The sequence below is a fragment of the Nitratireductor arenosus genome, assembly GCF_009742725.1.
Lineage (GTDB): Bacteria > Pseudomonadota > Alphaproteobacteria > Rhizobiales > Rhizobiaceae > Mangrovimarina > Mangrovimarina arenosa.
This window is the reverse complement of sequence record NZ_WPHG01000003.1, coordinates 434,373-450,975: the sequence shown is the minus strand read 5'-3', so window position 1 is coordinate 450,975 and position 16,603 is coordinate 434,373. Positions and strand designations below refer to the sequence as shown.

Sequence of the window (16,603 nt, the reverse complement as noted above, 5' to 3'; positions counted from 1 at the left end):
ATGCCCCATGTCGTCGGCGAGGACACAAGCGGCGCGGCACCGGCGCGGGGACCGTTGCGCCGGGCGATCGAGTCCGATCTGTGGTACTCCTTCACCCGCTCGCCGGTGACGGTGGTGTCGGCCGCCGTCACGCTCGTCATGATCCTATCGGCGGCGTTCGCGCCGCTGGTGGCGCCGCACAACCCGTTCGACCCGGCCACGATCTCGATCCTGGATTCGTTCTATCCGCCGGCCTGGATGGAGGGCGGCAATCCGCGCTTCCTGCTCGGCACCGACGACCAGGGCCGCGACATCCTGTCGACCATCCTTTACGGCATGCGCATCTCGCTGGCGGTGGGGTTCGCCAGCGTCTTGTTCGCGATGGTGATCGGCGTCACGCTCGGCCTGGTGGCCGGTTATATCGGCGGGGCGGTCGATTCCGTCATCATGCGCATTGCCGACGTGCAGCTCACCTTTCCCGCCATCCTGATCGCGCTTCTGATCAACGGCGTGGCGCGGGCGATGGCCGGGCCGCAATCCTACGACCAGGTGGTGCTGGTGGTGCTGGTGCTGTCGATCGGGCTGTCGTTCTGGGTGCAATATGCGCGCACGGTGCGCGGCTCGGTGCTGGTGGAGGCCAACAAGGAATATGTGCTGGCCGCGCGGCTGATCGGACTGAGGCCGTGGACGATCATGTTCAAGCACGTGCTGCCCAATGTAATGGGACCGGTGCTGGTGATCGCGACGATCAATCTGGCGCTGGCCATCATCACCGAGGCGACGCTGTCGTTTCTGGGCGTCGGCGTGCCGCCGACCGAGCCGTCGCTGGGCACGCTGATCCGGATCGGCAACGATTTCTTGTTCTCCGGCGAATGGTGGATCACCATCTTCCCCGGCATCACGCTGGCAATCCTCGCGCTCGCCGTCAACCTGCTCGGCGACTGGCTGCGCGACGCACTCAATCCGAAGCTCAGATGACCGCAACGCTTTCCGTCCGCAATCTCCGGGTCGAGATCCCCACGCGCGGCGGCGTGCTCCGGGCGATCGACGATCTGTCGTTCGACATCGCGCCGGGCGAGGTGCTGGGGGTGGTCGGCGAATCGGGCGCCGGCAAGTCGATCACCGGCTCGGCGATTATCGGCCTCCTGGAGCCGCCGGGGCGGGTGGCGGCCGGCGAGATCCGGCTCGGCGGCGAGCGCATCGACGATCTCGGGCCGGACCAGATGCGGCGCATACGCGGCCGGCGCATCGGCATGATCTTCCAGGACCCGCTGACCAGCCTCAACCCGCTCTACCGGATCGGCGACCAGCTCACCGAAACCATCCTCACCCACGAGCGCCTGTCGCAGCGCGCGGCGCGCGACAAGGCGCAGAAACTGCTCGAGGAGGTCGGCATCCCGGCCGCCGGCGCCCGGCTTTCGGCCTATCCGCACCAGTTCTCCGGCGGCATGCGCCAGCGGGTGGTGATCGCGCTGGCGCTGTGCGCCGACCCCGAACTGGTGATCGCCGACGAACCGACCACGGCGCTCGACGTGTCGGTACAGGCCCAGATCATCGCGCTGTTGAAACGGCTATGCTCGGAGCGCGGCGCATCGGTGATGCTGATCACGCACGACATGGGGGTGATCGCGGAAACCGCCGACCGGGTGTGCGTGCTTTATGCGGGCCGGCTCGCCGAGATCGGGCCGGTGCGCGCGGTCGTCAAACATCCGCAGCACCCTTATACGCACGGGCTGATGTCGGCGATCCCTTCGCTGGCCGGCGACCCCGACGAGGAACTGGCGCAGATTCCGGGCGCGATGCCGCGCCTGGGCGCCATCCCCGACGGCTGCGCCTTCAACCCGCGCTGCGACCACGCCTTCGCGCGCTGCCGGGCGGAACGCCCGCACCCCTACCCCGCCGGCGCCAGCGACGCGGCCTGTTTCCTGCACGATCCCGACCCGGCGCGGCGCCCGCCCGAGCCGGTGGCGCGCGCGGCCGCCGCACGCGGCATCGCGGCGGCGGACGAAACGCCGGAGGCGACGTCATGACGGCCGCGCACACAAGCCCTGCGCGCACGCCCGCGCCGGACCAAGACGCCGCGCCGCTGGTGGAGGTCGGCGGCCTGCGGCGCGTGTTCGATCTTTCCAAACCCTGGCTCAACCGGTTGATCGAGGGCGGCGGAAGAGTGACGCTGACGGCGGTCGACGGGGTCGATTTTTCGATCAATCGCGGCGAGACCTACGCGCTGGTCGGCGAATCCGGCTCCGGCAAATCGACGATCGCCAAGATGGCGGTCGGGCTGCTCCCGCCCTCGGCCGGGCGGGTGTCGATCGACGGCACCGACGTGTGGGGCGAAAAGGGCGCGGATGCGATGCGGCGCATGCGCCGCAAGATCCAGATGATCTTCCAGGACCCGTTCGCCAGCCTCAATCCGCGCTGGCGCGTGCAGGCGATCATCGAGGAGCCGATCAAGGCGTTCGGGCTGATCGCCGACCCAAAGGACCGCGCCGCGCGCGTCGGCGAACTGCTGTCGCTGGTCGGGCTCGACGCGCGCGACGGCCAGAAGTTCCCGCACGAATTTTCCGGCGGCCAGCGCCAGCGCATCGCGATCGCGCGCGCGCTCGCCTCCGACCCGCAATTCATCGTCTGCGACGAGCCGACCTCGGCGCTGGACGTCTCGGTGCAGGCGCAGGTGCTCAATCTGTTGCGCGACTTGCAGGAACGGCTCGGCCTGACCTATCTGTTCATCAGCCACAACCTGGCCGTGGTCCGGCACGTGGCGACGCGGGTCGGGGTGCTTTATCTCGGCCGGCTGGTGGAGGAGGCGCCGGCGCGCGAGTTGTTCGCGGCGCCGAAACACCCCTATACGAAAATGCTGCTCGACGCGGTGCCCGACATCGAGATGGAGGGCAAGGAAAGGCTGGCGATCGCCGGCGAGATCCCGAACCCGGTCAACCCGCCGCCGGGCTGCCATTTCCATCCGCGCTGCCCGTTCGTGATGGAGCACTGCTCGACCGAGACGCCGCCGGCGCATCTCGTCGGCGACGCAGCGGTGCGCTGTCACCTGTTCGCCGAGGACCGGGCGAAGACCTAGCCTTGATCGGGGCGGAAGCGGCCGCCGGGAGGCTGAAGCGCGTGCGGTGACGGCCGCGCCGGCGAAGAGATCTATTCGGTTGTTTGGCGCGGTTCAGGACGCAAAACCGTTTCACGGCTTTGCTGGCCTCACTCCCCCGCCTCCGGCCGCCAGCCGGCGAGCGGGCCGTCGGGGTCGAGCCAGGCCCGGGGGATTTCGACGGTCAGGTCGAGCACCATCTGGGCATAGGTCTTGGCCTGCGGATCGTAGCGCAGCGAGGCGGTGCCGCCGCCGCCGAGCACGTCCTCGAGCAGGAAGTTGAGCGCGCCAAAGCCGGGCAGCAGGTAGCGCCGTACCTCGCCCTCCAGATAATGCGCGAAAAAACCGGCGATGCGCGCGGCGGTGACCTGCTGGCATAGCCAGGGATAGAATTCGGGCCGACGGGCGACGATGCCGATATTGGCGTGATTGCCCTTGTCGCCGCTGCGCCCCCAGGCGAGCGCGCGCAACGGCACAAGCGCCGTCGCGCCGGCGGCAACGGGCGCCGGCGGCGCGGCATGCGGCGGCGGGTCGTCGGCGGCCCTCGTATCGGCAATGGCGGCGGGGCGGATGTCGCCGTCGAGATCGATCGAAACCGGTACGTCGCGCTTCGGCCACAGGAAGGAGTGGACGCGCAGCACCGGCACCGGCTTCGGCCGGCCGTGCATGACGCCGGTCAGGCCCTGCGCCATGGCGACGCCCGGATGGGCGAATTCGTGCGCGAACAGCTCCAGCGCCCTGGCGTCGTCGTGCTTGAGCCCGATCTTGACCACCACCTCGCGCGCCTCGAAGGCGCGCCGGGCCGCGCCATACGTGTCCTCGGCGCCGATCACCTCGATGGAGACCTCGCGATAGGGCGCAAACCCCTTGGCCCGCATGATGCGCGCGGTGCGCTCGACCAGCGCCTCGGCGGTGCGCCTGCCTTTGGCGCCGGCCTGAAAGCCGGCGATCATATAGGTCGTCACCAGCCGAAACCCGTCGAGATGGGTGCCGCAGACCTTGTAGTCCGGCCCCGGGGCGCGGCCCCGCGCGCCGCTGACCCGCACGCGGTCCCGGCCGATCTCGTCCAGGACCACCTCGGAGAAATCGCAGGTCACGTCGGGCAGGCGATAGGCGCGCGGGTCGCCGATCTCGTAGACGATCTGCTCGGCGACCGTGCCGCGCGAGACCTTGCCGCCGGTGCCGGGCGGCTTGGTGACGACGAAACTGCCGTCGGCGGCGCAGTCGACGATCGGGAAGCCCATGTCGTGCCAGCCGTCGGCAACTTCCTGCCAGTCGGTGAACAGGCCCCCGGTCGCCTGGCAGCCGCATTCGATGACGTGGCCGGCGAGGCTGCCGGCGGCGAGGCGGTGGTAGTCGTCGTGACGCCAGCCGAACTCGTGCATCAGCGGGCCGAGCGTCATGGCCGAATCGACGACGCGGCCAGTGATGACGACATCGGCCCCGGCGTCCAGCGCCGCGGCGATCGCGGTCGCGCCGAGATAGGCGTTGACGGAGGCGAAGGCCGCCGGCGGCGGCGCGGCGGAAAACATCTCCGGCGGACGGGCGGCGGCGATCGCGTCCGCCTGCGCGGTCAGATCGTCGCCGGTGACGACCGCGACCTTGAAGGCGAGTCCCGCCGCGTCGGCGGCGGCCACGAAGGCGTCGCGGCAGGCGGCCGGGTTCATGCCGCCGCTGTCGGTGACGAGCCGGATGCGCTTTTTATGGATTTCGGGCAGGACCGGTTCGACCGAGGCCAGCCAGTCGGGCACGAATCCGCCGTCGGGCGATTTCGCCCTGGCGCGCGCCAGCAGCGCCATCGTGACCTCGGCCAGATAATCGCCGACGAGATAGTCGACATCGCCCTTTTCGACCAGTTGGCGCGCGCCCAAGAGCGTGTCGCCCCAGGCCGCCGCGGCGCCGCCGATCCGTACAGTTCGTGTCATCATGGCGTCGTCTGCCACCTCAGACCGCCCAGCGCGGCTTGCGCTTTTCCAGGAAGGCGGCGACGCCCTCGCGGCCCTCCTCGCCGAGCAGGCATTCGGCAAACCCGTCGGCGGCGAGATCGCGCAGCGCCGCGCCGTCCAGGCGCCCAGCGGCAAGCACGATGTTCTTGGTGACGGCGTTGGCGCCCGGCGCGCAGCGGCGCACGGCCGCGCGCACCGCGGCCTCGGCCGCCTCGAGGCCGGCGACGTCGTCGACAAGCTGGTCGGCGATACCAAGCCTGAGCGCCTCGCCGCCATCGAAGCGGGCGCCCGTCAGCATGATCCGGCGCGCGGCCGCCCTGCCGGCGCGCTGGACGACGAAGGGCGCGATCTGTGCCGGGGGAATGCCGAGCATGGTCTCGGTGAGCGCGAATCTGGCGTCGGCGGCGGCAATCACGATGTCGCCGGCGCAGACGAGACCGAGCCCGCCGGCCATGGCCGCGCCGTGAACGAGCATGACGGTGACCTGCGGCAAGGTGTCGACGGCGTGAAACAGGGCGCCGGCGCGCCGGCTGAAGTCGACGATGTCGGCGCGCGGGACGTCGTCACGCAACAGTGCGCCGAAATCCTTCAGGTCGCCGCCGGCGCAGAACATGTCGCCCTTGCCGCGAAAGGTGACGCCGCGGATCGAGGGATCGCCGGCGAGCGCGGCAACGGTGGCGGCAAGCTCGTCGGCCATTGCCGCCGACAGCGCGTTGCGCGCCGCGGGCCGGTTGAGCCAGACCGTCAGCCAGCCCCCGTCCCGTTCCAGAATGAGCGTCTCGGTCGATGGCAGATCGGTCATGCGCTGGCGTCCTTTCGACCGGATCGCGGTCCTGTCCGCCGACCCGGCTAAACGGTCGGGGCGCGGCGGCGGCCGCCCCCTTCGCGGCCCAGTGTGGCGTCAGGCGAGCGGCGCGGCAAGCTGGGGGCCGAGATGGAGATAGCGGGCCATCTTGCGCTTTGCGGCGATGTCCTTCCAGACCAGGGCGACCTCGTCCTCGCTCAAGGCGACCGCGCCGGCGACGGCGGCGGCGGGCACGTTGTTGTCGAGGGCGTAAAGGCACAGATCCATCTTGTCGTAGGGCAGCGCGAAATAGAACTCCTCCTGCGTCTGCGCCATCGAATAGGTGTCGGTGGTCGGCGGGCGGCAACACACCTCCGGCGGCACGCCGAGATGCTCGGCGAGCCGGTAGACCTGCGTCTTGTAGAGATGGGCGATCGGCTTGACGTCGGCGGCGCCGTCGCCGTTCTTGACGAAAAAGCCCTGATCGTATTCGAGCCGGTTCGGGGTGCCGATAACGGCATAGTTGAGCCGGTCGGCGTGATAATATTCGAACTGCTTGCGCGTGCGCTGCTTCATGTTGGTCGCCGCGACGATGCCGAGATAGGCCTCGGCCGGCAGGCGGTGTTTTTCCACCCGGCCGTCGGGATCGCTGACCACCAGCGAGGACATGTTGTACCCGGCGGTGGTGAGCGCGTTGGCGAAGACGATCTTGGAGCTCCAGCCCGGCCCGTAGGCGGGCACGACCTGGCGGATGAAGCCGTCCCGCCTGTCGTAACAGCCCATGGCGGCGAGTGCCGGGCCGATATTCTCCACCTCGGCCGACAGGGCGAACCGCTCGGCCACCAGCCGGCCGAGCCGCAGGCTTTCGGGATCGGAATCGTCCTCGGGCATCAACAGGCAGTGAACCCTGTCGGGGCCGACGGCCCTGGCGGCGAGCCCGGCGCAGACGCTGGAATCGATGCCGCCGGACAGGCCGAGCACCAGGCCGCGCTTGCGCAGCGTCCCGCGCAACTGGGCGCGCAGCGCGGCGACGATGCGCTCGACCTCGGCCTCGGCATCGAGGGCGAGCGCGTCGGGCGAGAAGGCGGGGAGGGAATGCTGGTTCATCGGTCTGTTCCTGTTTCGAGTACGAGCCGCCGCACCACCTTGCCGCTCGCGGTCTTCGGCAGGGCCTGACGGAACTCGATTTTCCTGGGCACCATGAGGTCGGGCAGGTTTCGGGCGCAGTGGCGCAGAATGGCGCGGTCGTCGAGATCCGGATCGGCGCGCACGACGACGGCATGCAGGACGTGGCCGAGCACAGGATCGGGCACGCCGAAGACGAGCGCCTCGCGCACGCCCGCACAGGCATGCAGCACGGTTTCCACCCGTTTCGGCGCGACCTTTTCGCCGCGGATCTTGATGATGTCGTCTTTGCGGCCGACGAAATAGAGGAAACCGTCGGCGTCGGCACGAAACAGGTCGCCGGTGTGAAGCTGGCGCGCGCCGGGGGTGGGAGCGGGCCGCAGCGCCCGGGCGGTGGCTTCCTCGTCGCCCCAATAACCGCGCATCAGATGCGGGCCGCGCACCACCAGCTCGCCGACCGTCCCTGCCGGCACCGGGCGGCCGGCCTCGTCGACAATCGCCGTTTCGGTGCCGGGGATCGCCTTGCCGACCGAATCGGGCCGGCGCTCGAGTTCCCCGGGCGGCAGGAAACTGGCGCGGGCGCATTCGGTCAGGCCGTACATGGAATAGATGCGTACGCCGGGAAACAGGCGCCCGAGGCCGGCGACATGGGCCGGCGGCAGGGCGGCGGCGGCGTTGGTGATGTAGCGCAGCGCCGGCAGCGCGCCGGGCTTAAGCTCCGACAGGCCGAGGATCATCGCCGCCATGGTCGGCACCAGGGGAAGGCCGGTGACGCCCTCGGCGCGCGCGCGCGCGAGCACGTCGTGGGGAAAGGCGAAGCTCTTCTCCAAGACCAGGGTCGCGCCGACCCGGGCGGCGACGATCAGCTGGTAAAGCCCGTAGGTGAAGGAAAGCGGCAGCACGGCGAGCACGACGTCGTCGGGGCCGTTGTCGAGATAGGCGGCGATCGAGCCGGAGACCGCGATCATGGCGGCGTGCGCGATCATCACGCCCTTGGGCCGGCCGGTCGAGCCGGACGTGTAGATGATCATCGCCAGATCGGACGCGGCACCATCCGGCGCGCATTTGGCGGGCGCCTCCTCCTTCAGCAGGGTCTCGAAACCGGCGACGCCCGGCGGCAGCGCCGTGACGGCCCTGGCGGCGACGATCAAAGGCGGCGCGGCGAGGCCGGCGGCGGCCACGGTGGCGGCGCGCGCATATTTGGCCTGGGTGAGCACGACGCGCGGCGCGCAATCGCCGAAAATCTGGGCGAGCATGTCGGCCGATGCGGCGGGATTGACCGGGCAGAAGACGGCGCCGGCCCTGAGCACGGCGAAGATCGACAGCGGGGCTTCCCAGATATTGTCCATCAACACGACGACGCGATCGCCGCTTTTGACGCCGCGCGCGGCAAGCCCGGCGGCAAGCCGATCGGCGGCGGCGTCGAGTTCGGCGTAGCCCAGCCGCGTCTCGCCATCGACGATCGCGGCCTTGGCCGCGCCGGCGGCGGCGCTGCGGCGCAAGAAATGCTCGACGCGGGCGATCACCGGCATGGTTCCGCCGCGCTAGCCGGCCAGCCTTTGGCCTTCGCCGCGCTTGCGGGCGACGAAGGCGGCGATGCGGTCGATGGAATCGAGATTGCCCGGCACGATGTCGGCGTCGGCGACCGCGATCTCGAAGCGCTCCTCGAGGAAGGAGACCAGTTCCAGGATGCCGGTGGAATCGACCAGGTCGGTTTCGATCAGCGAGACGCCGTTGTCGAGCTCGTAGTCGTCGTCGCCGAACAGGAAGTTCTCGACGATGAACTCGCGGATATGCTGGTGGACAGGTTCTGACATCGGATGAGCCTTTCGTGGTTGGAGCGCCGTCACACGGCCTGCGCGGAGTGCTTGCGGGGCGCGGCGCCGGCGAATTCCCGCAGCCAGAGCTGGGTGGAGAGAATGCCGACAAAGGCGGCGGCGTCGCGAAAACCGGCGATCGCGCCGCGGCCGTGCTTGTTGAGCAGTTTTCGGGTCGCCTGCGGGTTGAACAGCCCGTCCTCGGCGATGCGTGGCGTCGACATCAGCGCCTCGACATAGGCGCCGTCCCGTCCGCTGAACGACACGCTCTCCGGCGCGCGGTAGGGCTGTTTGGGGCGTTCGCTGATTGCGGCCGGCAACAGGTCGGCGCCGGCCCGGCGCAAAATGTGCTTTTCGCGCAGGCCGCGCAGTTTCATCTCGGGCGGGATGCGGGCGGCGAACTCGACCAGGCGATGATCGAGGAAGGGAAAGCGCGATTCCACACCGTGCGCCATGACCATGCGGTCGCCCTGGGCCGACAGGATGTAGCCGGGCAGGAGAAAACGCGTCTCCAGATACTGGGCCTGGTGGAGCGGGTGCCAGCGGGAAAACTCAGCCGGCAGCGAGGCCGCCAGCTCTTCGGCCGCGTCGTAGCCGGCGAGTTCGGCCTTGAGTTCACGTGAGAAGAACAGCTTCGCTCCGGCCGTGGCGCGAAAGCGCGGCCGGTGGGAAAACAGCGGATCGTCGGGCCGATCGGCGCCGGCGCCGAAAAACGCGGCCAAATATTCCGGCGTCTGCTGCTGCAGCGAGGCGATATAGGGATAGATCTTGCGGAACAGGTGCGGCCGCAGCGTCGAGCCGGGCTGGCGCGCGCAGAAACGGCGGATACGCGCCTCCCTGAACACGTCATAGCCGGCGAAAATCTCGTCGGCGCCCTCGCCCGACAGCACCACTTTGAGCCCCTCGCCGCGCAGACGCTGCGCCAACAGATAGAGCGGGGCGGGCGCGGTGCGCAGGACCGGGCGCTCCATCTGGCGCACGACGGCGGGAAAGGCGGCCGCGATGTCGCCGGCCCGGCAGGTCAGGACATCGTGGCGCGTGCCGAGGGCCGCGGCCATCGTTTCCTGATGGCGGCTCTCGTCGAAGGCGGGATCGTCGAAGGCGAGCGCGAAGGTGCGCAGCCGGCCCGGCGCCTGACGGGCAGCGATAGCGGAAATCAGCGAGGAATCGAGGCCGCCGGACAGGAACGACCCGACCTCGACGTCGGCACGCATGCGGATGCGCGTGGCGTCCTCGAGCAGCGCGCGTAACTCCTCGGCGACATCGCCCTCGGCGCGTGAGGGAGCGTCATCGCCGAGCGCTGGAAAGTCGAGCGCCCAGTAGGGCCGGGTGACGGCGTGGCCGCCCTCGACGATCATCATGTGGGCCGGCGGCAGTTCGTTGACGTTCTTGAAGGCGGTGCGCGGCGCCAACGGCGTCCACAGGGTGAAGATCTGGTCGAGCGCCAGCGGATCGATCTCGGCCGAAAAGCCCGGCACCTGCATCAGGGCCTTGATCTCGGAGGCGAAATAGAGCGTGCCGCCCTGCCAGTGATAAAAGAGCGGGCGCACGCCCACGCGGTCACGCGCCAGAAGCAGGCGCCGGCTGCGCCCGTCCCAGATCGCCAGCGCGAAATCGCCGTTGAGTTTGGTGACGAAATCGGGACCAAACTCCTCATAGAGCTGCAGCACCACCTCGGTGTCGCTTTCACTGCGAAAGCGCCGACCGCGCGCGACCAGCTCGGCGCGCAGTTCGAGATAATTGAAGACCTCGCCATTATAGGCGATGTGGATCGCCCCGCAGGCGCTGGCCATCGGCTGGGCGGCACCCTCGGACAGGTCGATGACGGCAAGACGGCGATGGCCGAGGCCGATGCCGCGACCGACATGGCTGCCCTGTCCGTCCGGGCCGCGATGGGCGAGCTCGCGGCCCATGCGCCACAACAGCGCCGCGCCGTCCTGCGGCGCGACGCCGTCGCCGCAATAACCCGCTATGCCGCACATGGGCCGCGTGCCGTCTTCGAAGCGAATTCAGTCAAAACGGTCTCCGATCAGTCGCGACCAGGATTCGCCGGCAAAACCGTTGAAAAACGCCCTGCCGGCGACGAAGGGCTCGATCAGGCTCTTGTCGCGCGCGTGCACAATGGAGGAAGAGGCGTGAACGAAGATGAAACGCCGGCCAAGCATCGCCTCCAGCAGCGCGGGCATGGTGCGGCCGCGCAAGGCGACAAGGCCGGTTTCGCCGGCATGGGCGAGCATGCTGTCGAGGACAATGCCGGCCTGGCCGGGCGCGTGCAGGACCTGCACCACCCGCCCGACACGCCCCGGGTCGCCGTAATAGAGAAACAGGCCAACCGGGCGGCCGTTACGCGCCACGACCTTGCGGCGCACCATGGCGCCGTAGACCGCCTTGCGGCGGGATTCGGCCAACATCCGGGCGAGGCTTTGCGCGCGCCAGTCGGGCCGCACCTCGTAGCCCCGGGTCAATTCGACAAACAGCGCCGCCGCCTCGCCATCGTCGACCTCGGCGCTGGCAAGCGTTCCGGCGGGCAGCCCGGCCGGCATATGGGTCCAGTACGGACCGTCGCCCCGGCGCCGGACCAGCGCGTCGACGGGACGCGCGAGCGGGCGCAACACATCGCCAAGGCCGACCGCGCGACCGGCCATCTCGGCGGCGAAGCCGGCCGGACGGATCACACGCAGCCATTCCAGGCTATGGTCGGGCAGAACGGTGGCCCTGAGCTTGCGCCACATCGTGGTGGAAATGTCGTTGGCGGTCTCGGTCAGCGAAATGTCCTGCGGACCGCCGAGGAAGGCGCGCATCAGCCGCGCGCCGGCGAAGGGATCATCGACGTGGTCTTCGACCATCAACGTGCCGCATAAAGCGCCGCGCACCGGTCTGTCGCCGGCAAGCAAAGGCAACGGCAAGACGCCGACAAAGCCGTTGACGCGGCCGTCCCGGCGCAGATGGACGAAGGAACTGATCTGCGGATCGCGGTCGGGACCGTCCAGGAAGACGCTCGCCAGATAGGTTTCGAGCGCCGGCGTCGCCGGCTCGCGGGTCTTGCGCAAAATCTTCTGGAACAGCCGCGCGACGACCGGAACGTCCGCTTCACCCAAGGCTCGCGTGGTGTCCATCTGATGCTGTATCATCCGCCAATCCGATCCGGCAGGCCGATCCGCGCAACCCGGCGCAAGCCATGCGGGACGACCGCGGTCACATTAGAGGTTGGAGATTAAAGTTCGGTTGAAACCGAACGGGGCGGCAATCGGACATTGTCCCGGCCATCGCGCTTGCAATAGTCAGCATTATGCGCATAATACTGACGAAATTGCCGGAAGGAACGGACATGCAACCCGTTATCGTCGCCGGAGGCGGCATCGGCGGTATCGCCACCGCGCTCGGCCTTGCCCGTACCGGCCGCCCCGCCATCGTGTTGGAGCAGGCCTCGAAAATCGGCGAGATCGGCGCCGGCATCCAGCTCGCGCCGAATGCATTTCACTGTTTCGACGCGCTCGGCGTCGGCGACCAGGCCCGCGCGGAGGCCGTCTTCATCGACAAACTGCGCCTGATGGACGGGCTGACCGGCGACGAGATCGTGCATATTCCGCTCGATCAGCCGTTCCGCGAGCGGTTCGGCAATCCCTACGCCGTGGTGCATCGCGCCGACCTGCACATGGCGTTGGTGGAGGCGGCCCGAAACACAGGGCTGGTCGATATCCGCACCTCGCACCGGGTCGAAGGCTACACGCAGGACGGCGCGTCGGTGCGGGTGTTGTGCGCCGGCCGGGATCCCGTGGTCGGCTGCGCGCTGATTGGCGCCGACGGGCTGCGCTCGCCGATCCGCGCCCAGATGCTGGCCGACGGCGAGCCGATCGTCTCGGGCCATACCACCTATCGGTCCGTCATCCCCGTCGAGCGGATGCCCGAGGATCTGCGCTGGAACGCGGCCACGTTGTGGGCCGGGCCGAAATGCCACATCGTCCATTACCCGCTGAAGGGCTGGAAGATGTTCAACCTGGTCGTGACCTACCACAACGACGTGGAGGAAGCGGTGGCTGGCAAACCGGTGCCGGTCGAGGAAGTGCTGCGCGGTTTCGAGCATATCCACCCGCGCGCGCAAAAGATCATCGAACACGGCGCGAACTGGAAATTGTGGGTGCTGTGCGACCGTGAACCGGTCGCCCGCTGGGTCGACGGCCGGGTGGCCCTGCTCGGCGACGCCGCGCATCCGATGCTGCAATATTTCGCCCAGGGCGCGGCGATGGCGATGGAGGACGCGGTGTGCCTCGCCCACATGCTCGACGCGCATGACGGGAAGGTGGAGGCCGCGCTCGCTGCCTATCAGCAAAACCGGGTGCCGCGCACGGCCCATGTGCAGATCGATTCGCGCCTGATCGGCGAGTACATCTACCATCCGGCCGGCGCCAAGGCGCTGGTGCGCAACCAGGTGATGACCTCGCTGTCGCCCGAACAATATTACGACCGCCTCGAATGGCTCTATGGCGGCACCGGGCTCGCGCGGGCCTGAGAGACGAGAGCCGCAAGGAGGAGACCCCATGTCGCTGACCGAGAAGCCGACCGAGACGCCGCAACGCAAGGCGTTTTACGAAAAGATCGACGAGAAGAGCCTGACCCCGCTGTGGTCGGTGATGTCGTCGATCATCACGCCGGAGCCGACAAGCGGCTGCCAGGCCCATTGCTGGAACTACGAGGAGGCCAAGGCCTATCTTCTGGAGGCCGGCGGGCTGATCACCGCCAAGGAGGCGGAACGGCGAGTGCTGATCCTGGAAAATCCTGGCCTGCGCGGCCAGAGCCGGATCACGACATCGCTCTATGCCGGCCTGCAGCTTGTCATGCCGGGCGAGGTCGCCCCCGCGCACCGCCATTCGCAATCCGCGCTGCGTTTCGTGCTCGACGGCGACGGCGCCCATACCGCGGTCGACGGCGAACGCACGGTCATGCATTACGGCGACTTCGTCATCACCCCGTCCGGCGCCTGGCACGACCACGGCAACCGCACCGACGAACCGATGATCTGGCTCGACGGGCTCGACATTCCGATGATCTCGTTCTTCGACGCCTCGTTCGCGGAAGGTTATCCCGACGACGAGCAGCCGATCTCGCGCAAGACCGGCGATTCGCTCGCCCGTTTCGGCGCCAATCTCCTGCCGGTCGACTTCGAGCCACGCAAAAAGACCTCGCCGATCTTCAACTATCCCTATGAGCGCTCGCGCGCGGCGCTGGAACAGATGCGCACGCAGGAGGAGTGGGACCCCTGCCACGGGCTCAAGCTGCGCTACGTCAACCCGGTCGACGGCGGCTACGCGATGCCGACCATCGCCACGTTTTTGCAGCTTCTGCCGGCCGGCTTCACCACCGCCGCCTATCGCTCGACCGACGCCACTGTGTTCGTGGCGGTGGAGGGATCGGGGCGCACGACCATCGACGGAAAAGTGTTCGAATGGGGCCCGAAGGACATTTTCGTCGCCCCGTCATGGAAACGCATCGTCCACGAGCCCGCCACCGACGCGGTGCTGTTTTCCTATTCCGACCGTGCCGCCCAGGATAGGCTGGGCCTGTGGCGCGAAGATCGCGGCAACCATTGAGAGCGCCCATCATGACTGACTACGTTTTTTCCCCTCCCCCGCAGCCGAGCCTCGCCGTCGCCGGCGAGGCCGCGCGCTTTCCGGTCCGCCGCATTTTCTGCGTCGGTCGCAACTATGCCGCGCATGCTCGCGAGATGGGCAAGGATCCCGACCGCGAGGCGCCGTTCTTCTTCACCAAACCTGCCGACGCCGTCGTGGAGGACGGCGCCACGATTGCCTATCCGCCGTTGACCAAGAACCTGCATCACGAGGCCGAACTGGTGGTCGCGGTCGGCCGCGCCGGCTTCAAGATCGCCGAGGACGCCGCGCTCGACCACGTCTACGGCTATGCGATCGGCAACGACCTGACCCGCCGCGACCTGCAGTTCGAGGCGCGCGACAAGGGCCGGCCATGGGACTGGGGCAAGGCCTTCGACCGCTCCGCGGTCTGCGGGCCAATCCACAAGGTTTCGGCAAGCGGGCATCCCGCCACGGGGTCGATCCGGCTCAGCGTCAACGGGGTGACGCGCCAGAACGCCGACCTGTCGGAACTGATCTGGTCGGTGCCCGAGATCATCACGATCCTGTCGCAGTCGATGCATATCGCGCCCGGCGACCTGATCTATACCGGCACGCCGGCGGGCGTCGGCGCGCTGGTGCCCGGCGACGAATGCGCGGTCGCGATCGAGGGCCTCGGCACGATCACCACCACCATCGGCGAGCCCGAGGCATGAACGACCGGGCCGCGACCACCGAACGCGGCGAGGAAGACAATTTCCTCGACATGCCGGGGCATTTGCTGCGGCGATGCCACCAGATCGGGGTCGCGGTCTTTCTGGACGAGTGTAGCGCCGTCGACCTGACGCCGCTGCAATTCGGCCTGCTCGCGGCGCTCGATCGGTTCGGCGCGATGGACCAGGCCAGTCTCGGCCGCGTCGCCGCCCTCGACCGCACGACGATCGTGGTCGTTCTCGGCAAACTGGCGCAACGCGACCTCGTCACGCGCACGCCCTCGCGCAAGGACCGCCGCTCCAAGATCGTCGCCATCACCGGGGCCGGCCGCGACCTGCTGGCCAGGGCGCTGCCGCTCGCCCGCCAGGCGCAGGAGCGCATGGTCGAGCCCTTATCCTCGTCCGAACGCACCCAGCTGATCGGATTGCTTGCCAAGATGGCGGACGGTAACAACAGGCTGAGCCGCGCACCGCACAGCCTGCCTCGAGTGTGACGGCGCTTCGACGGCCCGCCATTACGGTCAATGTTGCCGTCGCGGCATGATCTTTCACGAAAGCCGGTAGCCGCTCTGGGCGATCAAACTGCAAAGCCTGGCGACCGTGGTCAATCGGAAAGCATCGCACGCGCGACAAAGGTGACGCGCGCACCGCCGCATGTCCGAACGCAAGATCGCGAAGAAACCCGTTCGGCCGGCGCCCGTCCTTCATCCGTTCCTGCTACTTAAGATAAAGTATTTTTGTTGACCGCTACCTATGGTTGTTTTATCTTGAGCCGGTTCAGGAAGGAGGAGAAAGCATGGCCTATTCGCGAAATCCGTTTTTGCAGGCAGCCCGCGCCAAGCCGGCTGCGAAACGCTCCACTCGGTTCTGGGCATCTCCGGCCGGCCGTCACCTGAAGCTGGCGCGGAACTGCTTCGCGCTCGCCAAGCGTCACAAATATCGCGGCAACCGGAAGAAATACTGGGCGATGCTGGCAATGGGCCGCAGGGCGCTTGCCCTGTCGAAGGCCGAGGTCCGGCTGTGGAAACGCGGCAATGCCTTGCGCCGCAGGTCCTTTTCCGTTCAGCGCGCGCGCGCATGACACCGGCGACCACGGAGCGCGTCCGGTCACGGAGGCGCTCCGTACCGTAGTGAACCATACAACCATGGGAGGCAAGGATGGGCGACGGTCTGTTGTTCGGGTACACCGTCGAGGAGAATGACGGAACCTTTGTGATCACCCTTTCGGGCAAGCTGGCCGTGCCGATCCTGCAGGATATCGGCGCGAATATGGGGCGCAAAAACGGACGCGACAGCGACGTGCCGGCGCTGTTTCCGTTCAGCGCGCTCGCCTCCAACGCCGTGCACCTGACCGCGCAGGACGCCGAGGGCGCGGCGGCGGGCCAGACCAATCTGGAAGAAATCTTCGGCCAGGGTTTCGACCGCGATTTCGCCGAATTCGACCAGCAGCTCGATCAGTACAGGCAGCTTCTGCGCCACTATGGCGACGCGGCCGCCGGAGCTGAAGCCGCCTCCCCCGAAGACGAAAGCAAATCGAAGAAGTCATCACAGAAAACCTAG

At 68.3% G+C, this 16,603-nt stretch carries 16 protein-coding genes; 9 read left to right on the top strand and 7 right to left on the bottom strand.

Translation table 11 applies throughout. The annotated features are described in order from the left end of the window. From GN330_RS14155 to GN330_RS14145, 3 genes are read left to right on the top strand one after another with little or no spacing between them, the layout of a single operon-like run. A complete protein-coding gene (locus GN330_RS14155; RefSeq protein WP_156713332.1) occupies positions 1-957 on the top strand; it encodes an ABC transporter permease in 957 nt (318 codons plus the stop codon). Further along, on the top strand, positions 954-2,009 hold the full coding sequence (locus GN330_RS14150; RefSeq protein ID WP_156713331.1) for an ABC transporter ATP-binding protein: 1,056 nt from the start codon (positions 954-956) through the stop codon (positions 2,007-2,009). Before GN330_RS14155 ends, GN330_RS14150 begins: the two co-directional genes overlap by 4 nt. After that, positions 2,006-3,055, top strand: a complete 1,050-nt coding sequence (locus GN330_RS14145) for an ABC transporter ATP-binding protein (protein WP_156713330.1) — start codon at positions 2,006-2,008, stop codon at positions 3,053-3,055. Before GN330_RS14150 ends, GN330_RS14145 begins: the two co-directional genes overlap by 4 nt. A gap of 128 nt (positions 3,056-3,183) precedes the next feature. Here the strand turns inward: GN330_RS14145 and GN330_RS14140 are convergent, their stop codons facing one another. The 7 genes from GN330_RS14140 to GN330_RS14110 form a co-directional block, all read right to left on the bottom strand. Beyond that, positions 3,184-4,998 (bottom strand): acyclic terpene utilization AtuA family protein, encoded by a 1,815-nt coding sequence (locus GN330_RS14140; RefSeq protein WP_197435172.1) that lies wholly within the window; start codon positions 4,996-4,998, stop codon positions 3,184-3,186. Positions 4,999-5,017: 19 nt separating this feature from the next. Continuing rightward, positions 5,018-5,821 carry an enoyl-CoA hydratase/isomerase family protein gene (locus GN330_RS14135; protein ID WP_156713328.1) on the bottom strand — a complete coding sequence of 268 codons (804 nt, stop codon included), beginning with the start codon at positions 5,819-5,821 and terminating at the stop codon, positions 5,018-5,020. A gap of 99 nt (positions 5,822-5,920) precedes the next feature. Then, positions 5,921-6,910 (bottom strand): NAD(+) synthase, encoded by a 990-nt coding sequence (nadE, locus tag GN330_RS14130; protein ID WP_156713327.1) that lies wholly within the window; start codon positions 6,908-6,910, stop codon positions 5,921-5,923. Continuing rightward, on the bottom strand, positions 6,907-8,460 hold the full coding sequence (locus GN330_RS14125; RefSeq protein WP_156713326.1) for a class I adenylate-forming enzyme family protein: 1,554 nt from the start codon (positions 8,458-8,460) through the stop codon (positions 6,907-6,909). Before GN330_RS14125 ends, nadE begins: the two co-directional genes overlap by 4 nt. Before the next feature lie 12 nt (positions 8,461-8,472). Next, complete coding sequence (locus GN330_RS14120) at positions 8,473-8,745, bottom strand: acyl carrier protein (protein ID WP_156713325.1); 273 nt, start codon at positions 8,743-8,745, stop codon at positions 8,473-8,475. Positions 8,746-8,774: 29 nt separating this feature from the next. Then, positions 8,775-10,727, bottom strand: a complete 1,953-nt coding sequence (asnB, locus tag GN330_RS14115) for an asparagine synthase (glutamine-hydrolyzing) (RefSeq protein ID WP_156713324.1) — start codon at positions 10,725-10,727, stop codon at positions 8,775-8,777. A gap of 27 nt (positions 10,728-10,754) precedes the next feature. Next, a complete protein-coding gene (locus GN330_RS14110) occupies positions 10,755-11,876 on the bottom strand; it encodes a hypothetical protein (RefSeq protein WP_246188686.1) in 1,122 nt (373 codons plus the stop codon). Positions 11,877-12,073: 197 nt separating this feature from the next. Here GN330_RS14110 and GN330_RS14105 point away from each other — a divergent pair, with 197 nt between their 5' ends. The 6 genes from GN330_RS14105 (at position 12,074) to GN330_RS14080 (ending at position 16,603) form a co-directional block, all read left to right on the top strand. Further along, on the top strand, positions 12,074-13,255 hold the full coding sequence (locus GN330_RS14105) for a 3-hydroxybenzoate 6-monooxygenase (RefSeq protein WP_156713323.1): 1,182 nt from the start codon (positions 12,074-12,076) through the stop codon (positions 13,253-13,255). 28 nt (positions 13,256-13,283) lie between these two features. Continuing rightward, positions 13,284-14,333 carry a gentisate 1,2-dioxygenase gene (gtdA, locus tag GN330_RS14100; protein ID WP_156713322.1) on the top strand — a complete coding sequence of 350 codons (1,050 nt, stop codon included), beginning with the start codon at positions 13,284-13,286 and terminating at the stop codon, positions 14,331-14,333. 11 nt (positions 14,334-14,344) lie between these two features. Further along, positions 14,345-15,046: a fumarylacetoacetate hydrolase family protein gene (locus tag GN330_RS14095; protein ID WP_156713321.1), complete on the top strand. Its 702-nt coding sequence runs from the start codon at positions 14,345-14,347 to the stop codon at positions 15,044-15,046. After that, positions 15,043-15,537, top strand: coding sequence for a MarR family winged helix-turn-helix transcriptional regulator (locus GN330_RS14090; RefSeq protein ID WP_156713320.1), 495 nt, complete (start codon positions 15,043-15,045; stop codon positions 15,535-15,537). Before GN330_RS14095 ends, GN330_RS14090 begins: the two co-directional genes overlap by 4 nt. Before the next feature lie 302 nt (positions 15,538-15,839). Next, the gene (locus GN330_RS14085) at positions 15,840-16,124 is read left to right on the top strand and encodes a hypothetical protein (protein ID WP_156713319.1); all 285 of its coding nucleotides are present in this window, start codon (positions 15,840-15,842) and stop codon (positions 16,122-16,124) included. A gap of 77 nt (positions 16,125-16,201) precedes the next feature. Next, on the top strand, positions 16,202-16,603 hold the full coding sequence (locus GN330_RS14080) for a hypothetical protein (RefSeq protein WP_156713318.1): 402 nt from the start codon (positions 16,202-16,204) through the stop codon (positions 16,601-16,603).

What these genes read in the sequence shown, in the direction of transcription:
- GN330_RS14155 (WP_156713332.1), top strand. Translation starts at nt 1, where the DNA reads ATGCCCCATGTCGTCGGCGAGGACACAAGCGGCGCGGCACCGGCGCGG.
- GN330_RS14150 (WP_156713331.1), top strand. Translation starts at nt 954, where the DNA reads ATGACCGCAACGCTTTCCGTCCGCAATCTCCGGGTCGAGATCCCCACG.
- GN330_RS14145 (WP_156713330.1), top strand. Translation starts at nt 2,006, where the DNA reads ATGACGGCCGCGCACACAAGCCCTGCGCGCACGCCCGCGCCGGACCAA.
- GN330_RS14140 (WP_197435172.1), bottom strand. Translation starts at nt 4,998, where the DNA reads ATGACACGAACTGTACGGATCGGCGGCGCCGCGGCGGCCTGGGGCGAC.
- GN330_RS14135 (WP_156713328.1), bottom strand. Translation starts at nt 5,821, where the DNA reads ATGACCGATCTGCCATCGACCGAGACGCTCATTCTGGAACGGGACGGG.
- nadE (WP_156713327.1), bottom strand. Translation starts at nt 6,910, where the DNA reads ATGAACCAGCATTCCCTCCCCGCCTTCTCGCCCGACGCGCTCGCCCTC.
- GN330_RS14125 (WP_156713326.1), bottom strand. Translation starts at nt 8,460, where the DNA reads ATGCCGGTGATCGCCCGCGTCGAGCATTTCTTGCGCCGCAGCGCCGCC.
- GN330_RS14120 (WP_156713325.1), bottom strand. Translation starts at nt 8,745, where the DNA reads ATGTCAGAACCTGTCCACCAGCATATCCGCGAGTTCATCGTCGAGAAC.
- asnB (WP_156713324.1), bottom strand. Translation starts at nt 10,727, where the DNA reads ATGTGCGGCATAGCGGGTTATTGCGGCGACGGCGTCGCGCCGCAGGAC.
- GN330_RS14110 (WP_246188686.1), bottom strand. Translation starts at nt 11,876, where the DNA reads ATGATACAGCATCAGATGGACACCACGCGAGCCTTGGGTGAAGCGGAC.
- GN330_RS14105 (WP_156713323.1), top strand. Translation starts at nt 12,074, where the DNA reads ATGCAACCCGTTATCGTCGCCGGAGGCGGCATCGGCGGTATCGCCACC.
- gtdA (WP_156713322.1), top strand. Translation starts at nt 13,284, where the DNA reads ATGTCGCTGACCGAGAAGCCGACCGAGACGCCGCAACGCAAGGCGTTT.
- GN330_RS14095 (WP_156713321.1), top strand. Translation starts at nt 14,345, where the DNA reads ATGACTGACTACGTTTTTTCCCCTCCCCCGCAGCCGAGCCTCGCCGTC.
- GN330_RS14090 (WP_156713320.1), top strand. Translation starts at nt 15,043, where the DNA reads ATGAACGACCGGGCCGCGACCACCGAACGCGGCGAGGAAGACAATTTC.
- GN330_RS14085 (WP_156713319.1), top strand. Translation starts at nt 15,840, where the DNA reads ATGGCCTATTCGCGAAATCCGTTTTTGCAGGCAGCCCGCGCCAAGCCG.
- GN330_RS14080 (WP_156713318.1), top strand. Translation starts at nt 16,202, where the DNA reads ATGGGCGACGGTCTGTTGTTCGGGTACACCGTCGAGGAGAATGACGGA.